Source organism: Gemmatimonas aurantiaca, from assembly GCF_037190085.1.
Lineage (GTDB): Bacteria > Gemmatimonadota > Gemmatimonadetes > Gemmatimonadales > Gemmatimonadaceae > Gemmatimonas > Gemmatimonas aurantiaca_A.
The window spans coordinates 62,250-81,365 of the sequence record NZ_JBBCJO010000014.1; the positions used below are offsets into that span (position 1 = coordinate 62,250).

The following is a 19,116-nucleotide window of genomic DNA, read 5'->3' on the forward strand; positions in this document are numbered from 1 at the left end:
CCTCTCCGGAGAACTCGCTTCATGTCGGCAACGACGATTCGCATCCTGCTGGTGGACGATCACGCCATTCTGCGCGAAGGGCTGGCCGCGCTCCTGAGTAGCGTGGACGGGATGCAGGTGGTCGGCCAGGCAGGCGACGGAGCGACCGCCATCGACCTGTACCGCGACCTGCTTCCCGATGTGGTGATCTGCGACCTGCGCATGCATCCGATGGACGGCACGGAGGTCACCAGCACCATCCGCGCGGAGTTTCCCTCCGCACGCATCATCCTCCTGACCACATACGATACCGACGAAGAAGTGTTTCGTGGACTCCGCGCCGGCGCTTCGAGCTATGTGCTCAAGGATGTCGAACCTGCACACCTCGTCGACACCGTGCAAGCCGTCCACGCTGGCCGCAAGGCCATCGCACCGTCGATCGCCGCCAAGCTGGCCGAACATGTGGCCAACGATGCGCTCACCGCACGGCAGCTCGAAGTCCTCGGCTGTCTTGCCCAGGGCCGGTCCAACATCGAGATCGCCGGCACGCTGTACATCAGCGAGGGAACGGTGAAAGCCCACATCAAGGCCATTCTGCAGAAACTGGGCGCGCGTGACCGGACACAGGCCGTGACCATCGGCATCAAGCGTGGGTTGATTCGTGGCCTGTGAGGAGCCCGTCTGGGATGCCATGAGGGACATGGTGGCATTTCCGACCCGTGATCTATCCCTCAGGAGGTAGATCGCGACCCCTCCCGGGGGTGACACAGGGCTTCCCACTGGAGCCACGAAAAAATGCGTCGGATGTGCAATGGATGCAGCGATGATGCGGGGGGATACTGCAAGACGAACGAGGCGGCGCGTTGTGAACGCAGCCAGCCAGTTTCCTCCCGCCCTCCAGAATGGAGCGTTCTCCCATGCCGAATCATACCCGTACCCTCGCCCTGTTTGCCGCGGCCATCATCGTCACGCAGGCGTGTGGTCGCGAAGCGGGTGACGACCGCACCGTCGAGACCAGGACCGAAGACGGGACACTTGCCGCCATGTCGGCCGACAGCGCCGATGAACGTGGTGTCGCACTCGTACGTGTCGTCAACGCCGTCCCCATGTCGCGCGAGATGATGATCCGTGCCGACGAGATGCATGTGCTGCCTTCGGTGAAGTTCCGGGGCGTGAGCGCCTATCAGCCCATCGACAAGACCTGGGCGGCATTCCAGATCGGCGACACGGTGGCTGGAACGTTCGTACCGCTCAACACCAACCGCGAGCTGCTCACCAACGGCAATCGGTACAGTCTGATCGTGCTCAAGAATCAGGAAGGCACGAATTTCGAAACGCTGATCGTGCGCGATCAATTGGTGCAGGAGCCGGGCAAGGCGGCCGTTCGTGTCGTGAATGCGGCGCCGGGGCTGCGCGAAGTGATCGTCCAGCCTCGTAACGCGGAACGACTGGTGGAAGGGCTCGACTACGGGGAGGAAGCGTCGTACAAGATGATCGAACCCTGGTCCGGCGTCCTGGAGATTCGCGCCGACAACCGGAACGAGTCACTGATCACGACCCCGAAGATGACCTTCGAGGCCGGCAAGGCCTACACCCTCGTGATCTCGCGTACGCCGCAGGGGAAGGTCGACCTCTTCTGGTTTGCCGACTCACCCATGGGTTGAAGAGCGGGCTGACGTACTCCCCGCCAGTTGCACCATCGCATTCAGCAGCGCCGCCGGCTCGCCTCCTTTGGCAAGGAAGCCGGCGGCGCCACTGGCATGTACCTCGGTCAACAATCCGGAATCCACCATGCCTGACATGACCGCCACTCCCACGGATGGGTATCGACTGCGCAGTTCACGACACAACACCAGGCCATCGGCATCGGGAAGATTGACATCGACCACGATGAGATCCGGGATGAGATCCGGTGTGCTCGTTTCGAGCATCCGGCGCGCGCTTGCCGCACTCGAAGCATGGAGCATCCGCGCGAATCGCGTATCCGCACCGATGTATTCACCCAGCGCCTCGCTCAGCAATTCGTTGTCATCCACCAGGAGCACGTGAACCGGCCTTCCGGTCGACACGAGGGGCGATACACCGGGAGGCGATGAGGCGGGAGACACGGAGGCAGCATCCGCAGATCCCGCTTCGACCTCGCCCTTCTGCATCGTGTCCACGAGCTGCTGCACTTCCCTCATGGAGTCCTGCAGCGACAGGAACAACGACGCCAGCGGTGTATCTGCGGCAAGTCGACAGCCTGCGTCGATACGCAGACGCATGGGCATCAGCCGATTTCGCAGCTCATGGAGCTGCTCACGGAATTCTCCATGCAATGACTGGTCCATGCCTGCCGTGTCCCGACCGATTTCCATCATGTTCCCGTGCTGCCATCAGGTGATTGTGCGCACATATTCCGGAGCACCAATCCGGATCACCATGGTAGATAATGCCGAGCAGTGAGGCGGATTGCCAGCACGTTCCGTGAATCCGCTCCTGGTCGCCGTGAGGCGCTCTCGCCCCATGGATTCCCGTACCGGACCTCTATGCAACACACCGATATCCGCGCAGTCGTCATCGACGACAACCAGGACGTGCGCGACAGCATGGTGATGGTACTCGAGCTGATGGGCTGTTCCGCCCGGGCATTGCCGACAGCCGAGGAGTCTCTGCCTCTCCTTGCACACGAACAACCGCGTGACCACCCCATTCACATCGCATTCATCGACGTTTCACTGCCCGGAATGTCGGGCTACGAACTGGCCCGTGTCATTCGCGCCGCGAGCGTTCCGCGCCGCGCGATGCTCGTGGCCATGACCGGCTGGGGTACGGAGCGGGATCGTGAACGCGCGCTCGACGAGGGATTCGATGCTCATGTCGTGAAACCGCTCGACATGGAAAGATTGCGAAGTCTGCTCGACGCGGTACGGGGGCGATGAAAGCGGGGCCGCAGAGACATTCTGCGGCCCCGCTGGTTGTTCCATGCTTTCATTCTGCGGCCGTCAGGAAATCGGCTTCCGCCCCTGGATGATGCGCACCAGGATCATGACGATGGCGACGATGAGAAGAATGTGGACGAATCCACCGATCGTATAGGACGACACCATTCCGAGTGCCCAGAGTACCAGCAGCACGATGGCGAGGGTGGTCAGCATGTTGCCTCCTGTTGGGTTGTCTCACGAGGGGAGAGTACGAAACTCCCCTGTCCGCAACCAGTAGCCTTCGGCAGAGTCTTTCCCTCTCTCTTTTGGATGAGGAACACCCCCCGCCAATGGAGAGCAGAAAGATCGCTCCTGTGGGAACGCGCGTGGTCCATCGGAAACACCTACACTGATCACCGTAGACTGTGCGATGGACCAGACACCCTTGGAGGCCCTATGTCCGGGACGATGTCCAATTCGATCCCCTCCTTCATCTCGGTGACGCGCCAGCGAGTATCCGCCGCGATCACCTGCGCCGCCGTGGCCATGTCGATCGGCGCACCGCTGCCGTTGTGGGCACAGAGCGACAGCCAGATCCCCCAGAGCGCCATCAGCACCCCGCGTTCGTCGAGCACGGCCGGCAACACTCCGGACAGCGCCACCATCACGCAGCCGGTGCGGCGCACACCGCTGTTCCACAACAGCGGCTTCTATGTCTCTCTCGGCGGCGGAACGTCGTTGCCATCTCTCGAATTGAACGACCGCGGTTATCAGCCCGGGTTCAACATTCATGTTCCGATCGGCTATCATCGCCCCCAGCAGCTCCTCGGTGTGCGACTGGATCTCGGATACAACCGGCTCGGCAGCGACAAGAGTGTGATCGTGCACGACGCCTCGGGCCAGGGGTTCGCCATTCCCGCCAATCGACCGCAGATCTACTCCGCCACGCTCAACATGACGGCGCGGGGTCAGCTTGGCGCCTTCGGGATTTACGGGTTGGGCGGGGCCGGCGTGTATCAGTTCCGTTCTTTCGGCAGCAACTCGCCCATCGGCCAGGTGCTGGGCGAGCCGGAGACGCCTACCGAAGCCATCGAATACGGCAACGGCAACAAGATTCGCCGCAACGCCTTCGGTGCGCAGATCGGCGGAGGTGTGGAATTCGGAATCGGAGCCGCGGCCCTTTTTGTGGAATCGCGCTTCGTGAACGTGTTCGGCAATACCGATGATTTCTTCAACCGCCAGGAAGGCCTGGGCAGTCACAACGCCATCCGCTGGGTGCCGGTCGCCGTCGGTATCACGCTGCGCTGATTCGGCTCACCCACACAGCGTTTCACGAAGCCCGGCAAGGCTTCGCAGAGTGGCGCGGAGTTTCCACTCCCACCCCTCCCCACGAACGCGAATCGGATTGTCTCCCGCTTCGCTGCAGTCATAGAGCAGCACCCCATCACGCCCTAGGCGCGCTTCGACGCAGCCGGGGCGTGTGGCGTTCATCGCGCAGCACCACGCGCGGAGGATCCCCCCTGCCCTGACGACCGGCCGCGTCAGTGAACAGATTGCCCATCATGCGCGAGGCGATCGACTCGACGACCCTGCGGGGAACCCACCGCACCATCTTTCGCTGGGGCAGCCGCTTCCTGGTGGGTGCGGTATTGCTGGTGGGCCTGGCACCGATCGTCACCATTGCCACCTCACGTCCGACACGGACATTCGATCTCGACCGGATCAGTGCGCGACTGCATGCACTGGACTCGCTGCGCGATCAACGCATGGCTTTTACGGCGCCGGGACCGGGTGCCGCCGTCGATCCGTCGGGCACCCTGCGTGACTCGTTGATCGTGACGCTGCGTCAGCTTGGCGCGGTGCAACCGATCTTCCCGCGGCGCCGCGAGACCGCTTCCACCGCCCGACCATGGAACGCCCTCGCTCCCGATGCCGCCATGTTCCCCGGTCTGCGTTCGACGCAGTATCGGGGACCGAATCCGTCCATGATCATCGCGCGTGCACGTGAGGGATTCACCAGCGCGGAGATGTCGTATCTCGGTGTCATGGCACAGGCGCCGCTCTGGAACGATTTCGAAGGCCTCACCCGTCTGTCCCCCGCGGCCGGGCTTCTCCTGCCCGTCGATCGAAAGGAAAATCTCCGTGGCGATCGTCCCGGCAACGGCAGCAGCGTGCCCTTGCCCCCATTGCTCGCATTCGGCGAAGCACGACAACTGGCGATCGCTTCGGTGTATCGGGCGGCGTGGCTGCTCGCACGACACGATTCGGCGGGTGCCGAGCGTGCGTTGCGACAGGCATTGACCGTGGGCTTCGCGCTCATCGATGTGGGTACCGGAGCGGTGGATGCGCTGGCCGGCGCGATGTTCGTGGATCTCACACGTGATGGACTGCAACAGCTCCGCGCTCCGGATTCCCCTGCGGCGGCGATCAATCGCACGGCGCTCACCCGACCGCGTCTTTCCTTCATCGAAAGCATGATGAATCAGACGTCGGGCACGCCGCTGTTCCAGTTGCGGCGCGAACTCATCGACGCCGTATCCGACTCGGTGCTGCCGCGCGTCCTTCGTCTGCAGGCATTGCAGTCGCTGGTTCTCACCACCTGCGACGAGATACGCACGGCGCTGCTGGGTCCGGACGCTGCCATGCTGGAAGCGGCGGCGGAAGCGCGGCGCACGCTGATGCAGGTTCCCGCCGATCGGGCATTCTTCGACGCCATCGATGCCGCATTCATTTCGGGACCAACGCCAACGGTGCCCGTCCTCGCGGCAGCGAGGCCGACACCTGTCGGCACGACGTTCACGTCCGTAACCAACGGGGCCATCGGGCGGGCCGGTGATCTGGTGGCATGGGCGACACGCACGCCACGCATCGCCCGCTGCACCCGGCGCGCCCTGCCGGTGCGGTGACCATTCGCGGAACGGCCCGGTGGTCTCAGTTCGCCAGAGGCCGCTGGACGGTGGACATGGCATAGGCCTGTAGCAGCGCCCGATCGACGTCACTGGTGGCCCGAAAGACCAGACGGCTGTGACGATCGAGAAGAAAGATCTGCGGCGTGCCCCAGTTGTTGAAGGCCTTGTTGACGCGACCATCCCGGTCGAGATACACCGGCAGCGTGAACCGATGATCGGCAATCTGCCGATCGAGCTGGACATCGCGTGTCGCCTGTTCGGCCACCGTGATCACGCGGAAACCGAAGTCTTTGAAACGTGCACCTGCCTGCTGCAACACCGGCAGCGCTTCAATGGCTGGACCGCAGTCTTTCGACCAGAACACGACGACGGTTCCCACCGCACCCTGCTGCTCCGACAGGCGGGTCGTTGCGCCATCGATGCGGGTCAGCGTGAGGTCTTCGATGTGGCGCAGTTGCGCATCTTTCATGACCGTCGTGCCCAGGATGCCACGCGCCTCGTGCAACAGCACACGCCAGGCCGAATCACCGACTTCCGCGCTCAGGCGACGGGTGAGTGAATCGACGACGACCGGTGATGTACCTGGATCGGCCGCCACCCGGGCCCACTGTCGTCTGGCGCCTGACACGTCGCCGAGCTGCTGCAGCACCTGCGCATATGCGCGGAAGGCGGTGGTGTTCCATCCCGCCTCTGCGGCAAGTCGCAACGTGTCGCGTGCGGCCACGAGCTGACCATCGGCCGCCAGTGCCTTGCCCAGGGCGAGCAGAGGCTCGCGCGGAGCCGCCGCCGCGCGACGCAGATACGACGCGCGGTCCTCCCAGAGTCGACGGGTGAGCGCAGAATCCGCATACCAACGGCGCGCCAATTCGCGCAGCCGATCGAGACCAGCCTGACGGGTACGGCGATACTCGAGTGCCCGAACCGCAATGAGGCGTTCGTTGATGAGGCGTTCGGAGCCGACGCGAGGCTGGGCCATTCGCAACCGTTCCGTCCATCGTTCGAATGTGGGCGCGGCCGATTCGATACGCGGCACCAGCTCGAGTGCCGCACCTGCCACCTGCGCATGACGCTTCGGCGGGACGTCGGCCCATTGCGTTTCGAGCGCGGACAATGCCGCCGCCGTATCGGCCGATTTCCACAACGCACGCAGTGTCACGATAAGACGCTCCTGCGCCCCAAGCTCCGAGCGTGGCGCCTCGGCGAGGAGTCGTGTACGCCAGTACTCGCCGAGAGTGGAATCCCCTCGGGCGGTGTACCAGAACATCACCCCCGGCAACTCCTCCGGAAGCACGCGTTGCGCCCGATAGCGCGCATCGAACTCCCTCCCTTTCTCCCGATGCACTCGGCGGGTACTGTCGGTATCGAGGGACATCCAGCCTTCGTAGCTCTGCAGCAGACTCCACGAGGACACCGAGTCGGGGTACAGGCGCACCATCCGGCGCACCGTGGCGAGTCCTTCCTCCCAACTGCGCCCCATCATGTCGGCGGCCCGCTGCCTCAGTGCCGCCCATGTCGGCGCACCGCCTTCACCGGCCTGCATCACTTCCCAGGCCCGACCGCCAAAATCATCCACCACACGGCCAGCGATGTCTTCCACTGCCAGTGCAGCGTACACCACACTGTCCGGCAATGTGAACCGCCCCACATAGGTCGCGTCTTTTTCGCGCTGCAGGGTGGCCAGCGCCACCACGGGAATGCCGGTCTCGTACTCCTCGGCGTCCTGCACGCGGATACGCGCCCGGAGTTGCAACGACGGTGGCTTTCCCAGCAGTCCGGCCGAGATGTACTGCACCGTGACCGATTGTCCTGGCCGGGGCGTCGTGGACGACAGATGCAGTGTACCGGAGATGACACCGGCTTCCACCGGCTGCGGTGGTCGAAGCAGCGCGAAGAGCGCCACACCCGTGGCCGCGGCGCCGCCGACCCAACGGGGCCACCCACGCGACACGGCATGTCGCACAGGTGTATCCTCGTCCTCGGACATCACGCCCGGTCCGGCGTCGATGGCGACCAGCAGTGTCGGCATGGTGCGCAGACCGCTCGCTCGCGACACGAGAATGCGTTCACGGAGTCCCGGGTCGGGCTCCGGCTCCATACGGCGCATCGCTTCCAATGAGGTCTCGAGCTGTCGCTCGAATGCGGGGTCGAAGGCCATCGGTGTCCGCCTCAGTCCAAAGTCGGTGATGGTGCACCATGCAGGCGCTGCTGCAATTGCCCGAGCGCTCTCACGAGACGCACCCGCGAGTTGCCCTCGGAGATCCCGAGAGTGCGGGCGATCTCCGCGTGACTGAATCCTTCGATCCGATGCAGGACGAACACCGCGCGCAGCCCCATGGGCAGTGCGGCGATGGCCACCTCCAGTTCGCGCACTTCGACGGCGACATCGGGGGCCACCTGGCCACTGGACATCCGATCGTCGAGCGCCACGTGCTCACCACGACGGCGGGTCTGCCGCAATCGCATGAGCGCCAACCGCACGACGCACCGGATCAACCACGCATCCAGTCGATCCCTGTCGTCATAGCGCCGCAGCGCCTCCGGGAGCCCAACGAACAAATCGTGCAGGACGTCCTCGGCTTCGGCGCGTTCGCCCAGCATGCGCCAGGCGACACGCAGCAACCGCGGCGCGTACTGGTCATAGAGCGCGCCCAACGCGTCCCCGTCGCCCGAGCGAACCCGGTCGACGAGCAATGCGTCGGCACCGGGAAGCTCATGCACGGTCGACGATATGGTCATCAGGATGAAAGATTCTGCCGATGCAATGCCACGTCGCCGCTATTCGTTACACCACCCTTTGCGATCTTCGTCGTCCGGTGACCGCCGTCCGGTGACCGCCGCCCGGTGACCGCCGCCCGGTGATCGTCACCCCCTGATCATCACGACGACAATTTCATCAGCACGAGCCCCGCGATGATGAGCGCCCCGGCCAGGAGACGCATGGGACTCGCCGATTCGCCAAGCACCAGAATGCCCACCGCGAACGCCCCCACCGCGCCGATGCCGGTCCATACGGTGTAGGCGGTGCCCAGTGGCAGGGCCTTCATGGCGAAGGACAGGAGTGCAAAACTGGCGATCATCGTGACCAGGGTGATGACCGTGGGCCAGAGCCGCGTGAACCCCTGCGACTCTTTCATGAAATACGCCCACACGACTTCCAGCACTCCCGCAATCAGCAGTGAAATCCAGGCGGCCATCATGGCCCTCCAGTGAAGTAGGGCCGGGCCGTCCCGGACTTTGTCCCGAATTGGGTGAGGTCGTGGCCTCAGCGTGGAAATATAGCCATTCTTTCTCCATGATCACCACGCTCCTCGTCCGGGCGCGCCGACGCGCCCTCGCAGCCGGCCTTGCCGTGGCCGCATTGCCCATCATGGGCCACGCGCAGTCCGCAGCCCCGACACCGGGTACCGTCGCCGTGCGGATCGAGACCTCTCTCGGCACGATCCTGGCCGAGATCGACAGCCTGCATGCACCGGTCAGTGCGCGCAATTTCCTGCGCTACGTCGACTCCAGTGCCTATGTCGACGGACGCTTCCATCGCACCGTGACCATGGACAACCAGCCCCGGGACACCGTGCGCATCGAAGTGATTCAGGGTGGTGCGAATCCCGCCCGCACGGGAGCACGATTCCCCGCCGTGCCGCTCGAGCGCACGACCGTGACGGGACTTCGGCATCGCGATGGCACGCTCAGCATGGCTCGCGGTGGTCCCGACTCTGCCACGTCGGATTTTTTCATCTGCATCGGTGACCAACCGTCACTCGATTTTGGTGGACACCGCAACCTCGATGGTCAGGGTTTCGCGGCCTTCGGTCAGGTGACACAGGGCATGGACATCGTGCGCGCCATACAGAAACAGCCCGCGAACGGACAGACCCTCGAGCCGCCCATCCGGATCGTGCGCATCGAACGCGTGCGGCGCTGAGACAGGCTGTGACGTTCAGGTCGTGATGGGGCAGGCCTCAGCCCCATCACGACCTCTCGCATCAGGGATTGAACCAGTACGACACCTTGAGCAGGAAACTGTTGTCTGGTGGCAGTCCGAACAGATCGTGCATCTCGGGACCGAACGCGAAGCGGCCGGAGAGGTCTTCATAACCGCTGCGTCCATGTTGCCATACCAGGAACAGCGTGGATCCGGGACGATACTCCCATCGGGCAACCACATTCGATCGCCACTCGCGGAACTGAAAGCCCCCGCCATCTTCCGCCAGTACACGCCAGCGGTCGGCGTATCGCGCCGCCCGCGGTGCCGCCGGCACCATCAACCGGTCATAGTCACCGCTCGTGAGGTACGGCTGCCCCCACATCTGCAACGACAGGGTTGGCGTGGCGGTGAAATTCAGCCGGACGCTGCTCGAGAATGTGGTCTGATCGAGCGGCGCAAACAGCCACTGCGGAGCGCCGCTCACACTGTCCGTACGATTGCGCACCCACTGCGACCCGGTTTCGGCGTGTTGCCAGCTCGCATTCAGCGATGCCGAGAAACGTGACGAGGCACGAAACTGCAGCGATGGTTCGACCCAGAAGCTCGAGGTGTGTCCTTCGTCCGCCCGCTTCCCTCCCACGAACAGCGTCGGAATGACCACACGACGTCCGTCACCTTCCACCCCCACGAAGTAGTTGAACCCTCGTGGCACCCGGATCGCCGGACCACCACGCGCCACCCGATCGTCGTATGCGGGGGCGAGACTCTGCACCGTGAGTCCCCAGTGTGCGCCCCACTGATTCGGCAATTCGATGTGCCAATTGGTGTTGACGCTGTTCCAGGTGTTGAGCCCGGACGCCGACCAGTTGGTGCCGATGTTCGTGTTGATGAAGGCCCGGCGATAGTACGACGTCGGTTGGAGCAGCTGGAACGCATACCACCCACGGGCGATCTGCTCGTCGGCGCGGGACTGGAACCCCAGGTCGTTGGTCTCGTAACCCGGCGTGAACCGCTGATACACGAACTGGAAGCGCGTGATGCCGCCGCCGAACTTGCTGAGTGAAACCCGTTGGGCCAGTCCCGTGAGCGCCGTGCGCGTCGAATCGACGGACAGACGGTCGTCGGGCCGTTGATAGCGATGCACCCCGTCGGTCTGCAGTTGCAACACACTGGCGGCACTTCCACGCACCACGCTCCCCGAAAGCGAGAAGGTCGCTTCGTAGTTGCGTCCACCGAATCGATGACGCCCGTCGATGCCTCCCGTGTAAGCCTCCCGCCGCAACCACGGCGACGTCCATTCGTCGAGTGAACGGTTCACCGCCGTCACCATCGCGCCGATGCCGCTCTGCCCCTTCGCGAGATCCTGCTGCAGGCGCACCACCGCATGATTGGTCATCGGCTCGATGGTACGATCCTGTGAGCCCACCATACGTTCCGTGGCGACATCCAGCAGGCCCACCGACAGTCCCCCGCGCGTACGTCCGGTGATCTTGGCCGCGCCGAGGATGGTGGATTGCTGCGGACTGCCGGCATCGCCATAACGACCGACGAGTTGTGGGGCACGACCGATGCGTCGTGAATAGAACAGGCCCCGGCATCCCGAATCGATGTCGTCGCAGAAGTTGCGAAACGCGAAGATGCCGGCGCCTTCCAGGAAAAACGGACGCCGTTCCTCGAAGTAGGGCTCGAACGCCGACAGATTGAGCAGCGAAGGATCCGCCTCCACCTGACCGAAGTCGGGATTGACCGCCGCATCCAGCGTCAGGTTGGATGCGAGGCCCATCTTGAGGTCCGCCCCCACGGTACTCTGCTGCGGATGCGACGCGCCACCGATGCCATCGAAACGGGTCGTACTCTTCGTGAGGACGTACGGAGTGACCTCCAGACGTCGAGGCGATGGAATGCGCTCGAGGCCCGTCAGTTCTCCGGCCTGCGAGATGAAGCCCTGGGCATCCTGCCGGAACAGCGGCCAGCTCAATCGCTCACCGGTGCGGGCAATCTCGCGCACGAACATGAGACCGAACGTATGTGTCTCGCGTGCCGGAAAGCGGAACTGACTGAATGGCAACCGGTACTCCGCCGTCCATCCCAGCGAATCGATGCGGGTGACCACATCCCAGATCGCATCCCAGGTGCCGTCCTCGTTGGTGTCGTTGTACACGAGGAAGTCGCGCTTCACCCCCACGGGATTCACCGCGAACTCGTATCCCGTGCGACGGTCGTGATACGAGTCGAGCACGACTTTGAAGTGATCGCTGTTGGTCCGCACGTCGCGTCGGCTGAGCAGCGCCACGATGCTGTCAGGCGCCGGATCGTACATCCGGGCGAATACATAGAGCGCACGATCGTCGTAGGCCACCTTGACCTCCGTACGGAAGCGCGGCGCTCCCCCGACCCGCGGTTGGTATTCCAGAAAGCCGTCCACCACCGGCGCGTTCCGCCAGACCTCGTCGTCGTCACGACCATCGAGCGTGGGTGCGGTGGCGGCGCGGACGGCCACGGCCGGCTGCGCACGGAGCGCGCCGGCGCAGGCCAGCAGCACGATCGACACACCGAGAGCGCGATTCATAGCGCGATTCAGAACGCGATTCATCACGCGATTCACGGAAACGGCCGCGGACGGGGCATCGGCCACGGCCAGGGATCGATGGCCCCTCCCCGCACCATCGAGCGAACGGCCAGCTCACGTACCTTGGGGTCGGACGACGACACCAGCGCACGCACCGCGCGGTCACTGCCGCCTCCCAGGCCGGCCGCCGCGCGCACGAGCGCCTCCCGTACGCGATCGACGTTTTCACGTTCCAGCGCATCCACCACCGCATCGAGTGTCTGGGGATCCTGCAGTTCCTTGAGCGCCCACGCTGTGGCCCGACGGACCTTGGCTTCACGATCACGCAGGGCCCGCACCAGTGCGGCGGGTACCTGTCGATCACCAACCGACCCTGCTGCCCACGCCGCGATCTCGCGCACATCACCGACACGATCATCGGCGGCCGCGGTGGCCAGCACATTCAGCGCCGTACGATGACGCGTGGTCCCCAGTGCCCAGGCGGCTGACTCCCGCGCATCGGCATCGTCGTCGCGCGCGACCATGGTCATGAGCGCCTCGCCCGCCTCGTCCGTGAGCCGACGCTGCTGACCGAGCGCCCACGCGGCCATCTCACGTACCGACGCGTCCCGGTCCCGTAACGCCCGCGTGAGTGCCACCGCGCCTTCCCGGGCGTCGATGTTGCCGATGGCCCACGCCACCGTGCGTCGTACCTGCGGACTGGGATCGTTGGCCAGCAATGGCGCGAGGGTCGCCACACTGCGCGTGGAGTCGAGCTGTCCGAGTGACGTCACGGCCGCGAGCCGCACCGCCGTGTTGCGATCCGCCACCAGATCGTGCAGGACACGCAATGCGGCTCCATCGCGCAGGCGTCCCGCGGCCCAGGCGGCATTGGCCCGCACACTTGCCACGTCGTCATGCAACACCCGCCGCACCGAGGGTGCGGCCTCACGCACATCGCCACGTCCGAGCACGGCCAATACCGACACCCGCACCACCGAATCACGCGACGACAACCGCTCCACCATCGGCGCCATGATCGACGAATCCGGTTGCGTGGCGAGCAGCTGTGAAGCCATCTCCCCCACACAGGCATCGGTATCGCCAAGGGCCTGCACCAATCGCGCGACCGCTGGAGTGGGCAGGACATCCGGCCGTTCAGGCATCGACACAGGCAGGCGGGTCACCGGTGGCTCACCCCCGCGTCCCCATCCCATACCGCGCACGGCGCGAGTGGCCAGTTGGCACATCGTCACCGGCGCGCCGCGGGCATCGGCCAGCAGCGCTTCCACATCCAGTGCCGCGCGGGACGCCGACGTCTCCGCGCCACCCACCGTCAACGTGGTGGTCACCACCACGCCCATCAGAAAACTTTTCATGATCTCCTCCACCGCGGGGATGCGGTCATGTTGAAATTTCAGCACTTCGGGGGAAAAGAGTCGGCGCCGAAGCGCCGTGCTCCTTACTGCTCCTTACCTCTGCGGAGTGGGACGCGGGTCAGGCCACGGCCAGGGCCAGGGTGTCGGCTGGGGACGTCCTGCCAACAGCGAGATGGCCTGTTCGCGGATATCGGGATCGTTGTTGTCGAGCATCTGCTTGATGAATTCCGTCGATTGTTCACCCAGCGACACGAGTGTGCGGAACATGTCCCGACGGACCATGGGGTCTTTTTCCGCACGGAATGCACGCAGCAAGGCCGGCACCGCGCGGTCATCACCGATCTGATACAACGCCCACGTCACCGCCCGACGCACGTCGCGACCACTGTCTTCGAGATGCGTCGTGAGTCCGGCAGGCAATTGTGCCGGTGTCACGTTGCCCAGTGCCCATGCCGCGCGTGAACGCACCGATGCTTCGGGGTCTTCGAGGGCTTTGAGCAATGCGGACTCCGCCTCCCGCGCTTCGATCGTGCCGATGGCCCAGGCCGCCGTTCCGCGCACCCGTGAGTCGACATCGCGCAGGGCGTCGATCAACGCACTGGTTGTCGTGCGCGATGCCGGATCGTCGGCCAGCGCCCAGGCGGCCACTTCGCGGACCTTCGCATCGGTATCGCGTCTGAGAGCCGTGATCAGCGCCGTCCGCACACCGGGATCCACGACCAGGTACTCATTCAGCCCCCAGGCGGCCACGCGACGAATGGACGCACTGCTGTCGGTGGTGAGAATGCGGACCAACAACCGGGCCCGCTCGGCCATCGGCAGACTGTCGAAGCCAGCCAGTCCACTGTTCATGGACTGTCGGCCCACGGCGGGACCGAGCGCGTTCAGGATCCCGGTACTCACGTCGGTGGAGAACTGCGTCACGACCCGGCTGAGCGCCTGGTCCACCCGACGACCGAGTTGCCCCGACGGAGGGACCGCGGGCGCGGCAGGAGGCCGCACTGGCAGGTATCGCGTTTCGCTGGTCGTCTTCTCCGCTTCCCTTCCCGAATCCGTCACCGCGTTGCGCACGACCGCGTCATGTGCTGCTGCGTCGTACGCTGGCGCGTCATGCACTACTGCGTCAGGCGTCACGGCATCCCGCCCAACGTTCGTGCTGTCTGCCCGCTGAACCAGCCCGGCCATCGATGTCATCGTGGCACTGGGAGCACTCGATGTCACCGGTGCTGCCGCACCGACCAGCAGGGTCACCGCGCCGATCAGTCCCGCCAGCGTGACAGCCTGTCGACGCGTGGTGTTGCGCCGGGGACGCTCCGGATCGAGGATCGCCAGCATGCGTCCTTCGAACTCACTGCGGCGCGCCATCGCGATGGCCACGGCGGGTGTCGCATCACCCTTCACCGAAGTCACGATGTCCAGCAAGTGCTCGGCATAATCCGACGGACGTGTGCCCGACGACACCGCGAGATCGTCACATGCCTGCTCACTTTCCGCCCGCAATGCGCCGGCTGCCATCCACACCATCGGATGGAACCAGTACACGGCACACACCAGCCGCGCGAAGGTGTGTCCGAGCAGATCGTTGCGTCGCACGTGCGCGAGTTCGTGCAGCAGGACGGCCTGTCGACGTTCGAGGCTCCATGCATCCGACGACAACGGCAGCACGATCGTCGGTGTCCGTACACCGCAGGCGAAGGGCATGCGCACGTCGGCCGAGCGGACGACACGCGGCACATCATCGAGTCCGATACGGTCGGCCACTTCGTACAGCGGGTCGAGCCAGTCGGACGTGGACACCACGCTGGCGCGACGTACGATGCGTGAAGCCGCGAGCCAACTGCGCAGCAACCAGGCCGCGGAGATCAGCATCCCCACCAACCATGCCATCGCGATCAGCGTCAATGGCGGCAGCGACCGCAGCAGCATCAGAGACGTCTGCAGACGCGTCGTGATCGACGGTGGCGTGCTGGACGTGCCGGGAGACTCCGAGGTCAGTGCCGGCGTGGTCGGCGAAGCGATCGTCGCCGGTGAGGCCGGACTGGCTTCGGTCGAGGCCATCTCCACCGCCGGTGAATACGTCGCCCTGGCCCCGGGCACCACACCGGCCGGAATCACCGCAATCCGCATGGGCTGCGTGAATTCCAGCACGGGAATGAGCAACGTGGCCACCAGCACCACCAGCCACCAGAGATGCCGGATACCGGCCGTGGCGCGCCGCAGCAGACGCGCGCCCAACACCGCCAGTCCGAGCAGCAGCGTGATCTTCGCAAGCACCAGCATCAGCGTCGACGGATCCACCGGGAGGGAAAGGGCATCAGGCATCGGTGCCCCCCTCCGAGTGCCGCGCTCGGGCGATCGCCTCGCGCAGACGACTCACGTCACGCGCATCGAGCCCGAAGTCGTTGCGACGCAGCAGCGCCGTCACCGCCAACTCGGGCGAACCACCGAAATAGGTGTCCACCAGATGGTTCAGGGCCGTCTCACGCACCGCATCGCTGTCCACGGCGGGATAGTACACATAGCGCGGCCCATCCTCGCGGAAACGGATGGTTCCCTTCTCCGCCAGAATCCGCACGATCGAACGCACGGCCGAGTAGGTCGGCGGATCCGGCAACTCGGCCATGATCTCGGCCACCGTCGCCTCACCACGTCGGTGCAGAATGTCCATCACCTGCCGTTCACGCCGGGACAGACTGCCCGTCGGGGATTCGGAGTCGTGCGGAGTAGCCATGTGGCCTGACCTGAAAGAGTCTGCTGATTTTTCAACCATGCTGATATTTCAACAGTCTTCCCTGCTTGTCAACCCGGGGTATAAGTAGGCAGACCCGCCGTCTCGGCGGGATTTCTCACTTTCTGGAGCGGATCATGGGTCTTCTGTATACCTGCCTGATCGGTCTCATCGTGGGTGCGGTTGCCAAGTTCCTGATGCCCGGCAAGGACCCCGGAGGGTTCATCATCACCATCCTGCTCGGTATCGCAGGCGCGTTCGTGGGCACGTGGCTCGGACAGGTGCTCGGATTGTACGCCGCGGGTGCCCAGGCCGGATTCATCGCCAGCGTCATCGGGGCGATGTTGCTGCTCTTCGTATATCGACTGATCACTGGCAGGAAGTCGGCCTGAACAGGCCTGATACGGCTCGCCTACGGCTACATCATCCGCGCGACCCGGTCAGCGCGGACGACGCCAGAAGTACCATTCACGCGCGGCGGTCCATCCCTGGGCCGCCGCGTCGTGTTCTCCTGCCACGCAGCCCCCACACTCGACGGTGGCCCCGCGGTAGATCCCATCCAATTCGGCCAGCATTTCCCGCGTCTCCGCCGTCACGGGACGCGCCCGGATGCGACGCGCGATCTCGTGACGGACGGCCAGATCCTCGAGGTGGTCGGACGGGGTCGTATCGAGGGCCCGTTCGAGGCGATCGACGGCACGGGCCCACTGCGCCATCAACGCCGGCAACGCGAGACGCTCCAGGTTCATGACTACGGGCGATCGTTCTTGAGTTCCACCACGATCACTTCGATCGGCTGCCGGGTGTTGTTCACATCGGCGTGCGTTTCTCCTTTCGGATCGGCGCCGAGCCAGTACGCCTTCCCCTTCTCCCACTTGTAGGTGTTCACCGTCTTGCCGGCCGGATTCACCACATCGAGCGTGCCATCTGTCAGGGCCACCAGGGCCCGCCCATGTTCATGTCGATGCTGCGTGAGCGGCTGGTTGGGCATGATGATGGACTTCCACACCTTCAGCTCGCTGTTCTCGAACTGCGGCTCGCGACGCGTCGCCGACTGCTGTTGCGCGCGCATCACGCCGGCACCGGCGGCAAAGGACAGCAGGGATGCAGCGACGACGATGCCTGCGTGACGGAGACTGGCCATGGCCGATCGGATGGTGTGAGTGGGAGAAGAGGAGAGGGCGTATCGTGTCCGGTGTTCTGCTACCTCGCCGGATTACCCGGCCCGGTTACATCGCCAGGGCGCGGAGATCCTGCAGCGACTTCTTGAGCAGGTCGACCTTGGCGCCATCGCAGCTGCGCGCGCCTTCCGCATCGCTCACCGCCTTGGCCAGCGCATCGTTGCGCGCCGCGCCGTTGGCCTTCTCGGCCGCCGCGATCTGCGTCCGCAACGCACTCACCGTGCCCGCCGCGCAGCCCTTGCGCTCGAGCTGATCGGTGAACGCCTTCGCCAGCGCGAAGCTGGGCGGCCACACGATCTTCGGCTGCCCCTGCGCGTTCAGGTAGTCCCACTTCACCGTGTTGGCGGCATCGATCTCGTTCTGCGAGATGTATTCGCTGGGCACCAACTGGGCCACGTCCATGCCACGCGCGATCTCGGAGCTCACGATGTTGCCGTTGTACCAGTACACCGACCACGAGCCGCCCATCTGCATGCGCGTACCATCCACCGGGCCACGATCGAACGACGCGATCTCCTTGGGATGTGACGCATCCGTCCAGTCGAACACCGAGATGCCGCCCTGATACCATGCCTGCACCATCACGTCGCGGCCCGGGATCGGGATCAGCGAGCCGTTGTGCGCCACGCAGTTCTCGTTCGCGGTCTGGTAGGTCGGGATCTTGTAGTAGCTCTTGAACACGAGCTTCTTGTTCACGATCTCGAAGATCGCGTTGGCGCCCCACTCCGGCTTGTCGAGTGGACGGCACTTCGGCGCGCCACCGCCGCCCCATTCGTCGGAGAAGAGGATCTTCGTGCCGTCGTTGTTGAACGTGGCGGAGTGCCAGTAGGCGAAGTTGGAGTCGGCCACGGCGTCGAGACGCACCGGTGCAACCGGGTTGCTGATGTCGAGCAGCAGACCGTGTCCTTCACACGCGCCGCCGGCCAGACCGAGCGACGGATACACCGTGATGTCGTGACACTGCGACGTCTCGTGAATGGCGCCACCCTTTTCCGGCGGATTCATCATGCCCTGGGCGGCCAGGAGACGCTTCACCGCGGCATCCACGAGCGGACGGGCGGCGGCCGAATCGGCGGCATTGGGCGTGGTCGCGCCGCGCGCCTTGACCAGACTGTCGAGCACCGGCTTCACGAACTGCGCCGGCACTTCGATTTCCTGATTCATCGCCGGAATCATGATCATGAAGGCGCCTTTGGCTTTCATGGCATCCAGCTCGGCCTTGTCGGCGGCCGACGCGCCGTGCGTGCTCGGCGCATTCAGTCCGGCAAAGATGTTCGCCCGGCCCACGACCGCCGCCTTGCTCGGATCGGCCAACGGCACCTTGATGATCTCGATGCGCAGACGCGACGAGTTGGCTTCTCCGCTGGCCACGTTCGCGCATTCGGCGAGTTCACCACCCGGACGGATGCCCGACGAACCGGAGACGTAGATGTAGACGTTCTGCTTGTCCTTCGGGTCCTCGAGCACCGTGTGCGTGTGCGAGCCGCGGCACGTCTGCACATTGGCCACCAGCTTCGGCTCCCGGATGTTCGAGATGTCGAAGATGCGCACGCCGCGCATGCGC

19 protein-coding genes are annotated in these 19,116 nt (G+C 64.7%); 7 read left to right on the forward strand and 12 right to left on the reverse strand.

The genetic code is table 11. From position 1 onward, the window contains the following. Positions 1-21 precede the first annotated feature (21 nt). Both WG208_RS18145 and WG208_RS18150 read left to right on the forward strand, forming a co-directional pair. On the forward strand, positions 22-651 hold the full coding sequence (locus tag WG208_RS18145; RefSeq protein ID WP_337172808.1) for a response regulator transcription factor: 630 nt from the start codon (positions 22-24) through the stop codon (positions 649-651). 245 nt (positions 652-896) lie between these two features. Further along, positions 897-1,643, forward strand: coding sequence for a DUF4397 domain-containing protein (locus WG208_RS18150; protein ID WP_337172809.1), 747 nt, complete (start codon positions 897-899; stop codon positions 1,641-1,643). Here WG208_RS18150 and WG208_RS18155 read toward each other — a convergent pair. Next, a complete protein-coding gene (locus WG208_RS18155) occupies positions 1,629-2,249 on the reverse strand; it encodes a response regulator transcription factor (protein ID WP_337172810.1) in 621 nt (206 codons plus the stop codon). The genes WG208_RS18150 and WG208_RS18155 overlap by 15 nt on opposite strands. Before the next feature lie 258 nt (positions 2,250-2,507). Here WG208_RS18155 and WG208_RS18160 point away from each other — a divergent pair, with 258 nt between their 5' ends. After that, the gene (locus WG208_RS18160; RefSeq protein WP_337172811.1) at positions 2,508-2,900 is read left to right on the forward strand and encodes a response regulator; all 393 of its coding nucleotides are present in this window, start codon (positions 2,508-2,510) and stop codon (positions 2,898-2,900) included. A 63-nt stretch (positions 2,901-2,963) separates the two neighbouring features. On the opposite strand, the gene WG208_RS18165 is transcribed toward WG208_RS18160, so the two are convergent. After that, positions 2,964-3,116: a lmo0937 family membrane protein gene (locus WG208_RS18165; protein WP_337172812.1), complete on the reverse strand. Its 153-nt coding sequence runs from the start codon at positions 3,114-3,116 to the stop codon at positions 2,964-2,966. Between the two features lie 234 nt (positions 3,117-3,350). Here WG208_RS18165 and WG208_RS18170 point away from each other — a divergent pair, with 234 nt between their 5' ends. Then, positions 3,351-4,190, forward strand: a complete 840-nt coding sequence (locus WG208_RS18170; protein WP_337172813.1) for a hypothetical protein — start codon at positions 3,351-3,353, stop codon at positions 4,188-4,190. A gap of 254 nt (positions 4,191-4,444) precedes the next feature. Continuing rightward, the gene (locus WG208_RS18175; protein ID WP_337172814.1) at positions 4,445-5,788 is read left to right on the forward strand and encodes a hypothetical protein; all 1,344 of its coding nucleotides are present in this window, start codon (positions 4,445-4,447) and stop codon (positions 5,786-5,788) included. A 25-nt stretch (positions 5,789-5,813) separates the two neighbouring features. Here WG208_RS18175 and WG208_RS18180 read toward each other — a convergent pair whose 3' ends face one another. From WG208_RS18180 to sugE, 3 genes are all read right to left on the reverse strand, one after another. Next, complete coding sequence (locus tag WG208_RS18180) at positions 5,814-7,946, reverse strand: TlpA disulfide reductase family protein (protein WP_337172815.1); 2,133 nt, start codon at positions 7,944-7,946, stop codon at positions 5,814-5,816. An 11-nt stretch (positions 7,947-7,957) separates the two neighbouring features. After that, a complete protein-coding gene (locus WG208_RS18185) occupies positions 7,958-8,527 on the reverse strand; it encodes a sigma-70 family RNA polymerase sigma factor (protein ID WP_337172816.1) in 570 nt (189 codons plus the stop codon). Positions 8,528-8,667: 140 nt separating this feature from the next. Then, positions 8,668-8,985 (reverse strand): quaternary ammonium compound efflux SMR transporter SugE, encoded by a 318-nt coding sequence (sugE, locus tag WG208_RS18190; RefSeq protein ID WP_337172817.1) that lies wholly within the window; start codon positions 8,983-8,985, stop codon positions 8,668-8,670. A 98-nt stretch (positions 8,986-9,083) separates the two neighbouring features. Between sugE and WG208_RS18195 the strand changes: the two genes are divergently transcribed. Further along, positions 9,084-9,713: a peptidylprolyl isomerase gene (locus tag WG208_RS18195; protein ID WP_337172818.1), complete on the forward strand. Its 630-nt coding sequence runs from the start codon at positions 9,084-9,086 to the stop codon at positions 9,711-9,713. 61 nt (positions 9,714-9,774) lie between these two features. On the opposite strand, the gene WG208_RS18200 is transcribed toward WG208_RS18195, so the two are convergent. The 4 genes from WG208_RS18200 to WG208_RS18215 all read right to left on the reverse strand — a co-directional run bounded on the left by WG208_RS18200 (position 9,775) and on the right by WG208_RS18215 (position 16,374). Beyond that, positions 9,775-12,285, reverse strand: a complete 2,511-nt coding sequence (locus tag WG208_RS18200; RefSeq protein WP_337172819.1) for a DUF5916 domain-containing protein — start codon at positions 12,283-12,285, stop codon at positions 9,775-9,777. Positions 12,286-12,317: 32 nt separating this feature from the next. Continuing rightward, positions 12,318-13,643, reverse strand: a complete 1,326-nt coding sequence (locus tag WG208_RS18205; protein ID WP_337172820.1) for a HEAT repeat domain-containing protein — start codon at positions 13,641-13,643, stop codon at positions 12,318-12,320. Between the two features lie 93 nt (positions 13,644-13,736). Further along, positions 13,737-15,965 (reverse strand): M56 family metallopeptidase, encoded by a 2,229-nt coding sequence (locus tag WG208_RS18210; protein ID WP_337172821.1) that lies wholly within the window; start codon positions 15,963-15,965, stop codon positions 13,737-13,739. After that, positions 15,958-16,374, reverse strand: coding sequence for a BlaI/MecI/CopY family transcriptional regulator (locus tag WG208_RS18215; protein WP_337172822.1), 417 nt, complete (start codon positions 16,372-16,374; stop codon positions 15,958-15,960). Before WG208_RS18215 ends, WG208_RS18210 begins: the two co-directional genes overlap by 8 nt. Before the next feature lie 134 nt (positions 16,375-16,508). Between WG208_RS18215 and WG208_RS18220 the strand changes: the two genes are divergently transcribed. Beyond that, positions 16,509-16,763 carry a GlsB/YeaQ/YmgE family stress response membrane protein gene (locus tag WG208_RS18220; RefSeq protein ID WP_337172823.1) on the forward strand — a complete coding sequence of 85 codons (255 nt, stop codon included), beginning with the start codon at positions 16,509-16,511 and terminating at the stop codon, positions 16,761-16,763. A gap of 48 nt (positions 16,764-16,811) precedes the next feature. Here the strand turns inward: WG208_RS18220 and WG208_RS18225 are convergent, their stop codons facing one another. From WG208_RS18225 to WG208_RS18235, 3 genes are all read right to left on the reverse strand, one after another. Next, entirely contained in the window at positions 16,812-17,120 is a 309-nt protein-coding gene (locus tag WG208_RS18225) for a hypothetical protein (RefSeq protein WP_337172824.1), read from the reverse strand. Positions 17,121-17,122: 2 nt separating this feature from the next. Further along, positions 17,123-17,515, reverse strand: coding sequence for a hypothetical protein (locus WG208_RS18230; protein ID WP_337172825.1), 393 nt, complete (start codon positions 17,513-17,515; stop codon positions 17,123-17,125). 85 nt (positions 17,516-17,600) lie between these two features. Further along, the coding region (locus tag WG208_RS18235; protein WP_337172826.1) for a hypothetical protein at positions 17,601-19,116 on the reverse strand (1,516 nt) is incomplete at its 5' end.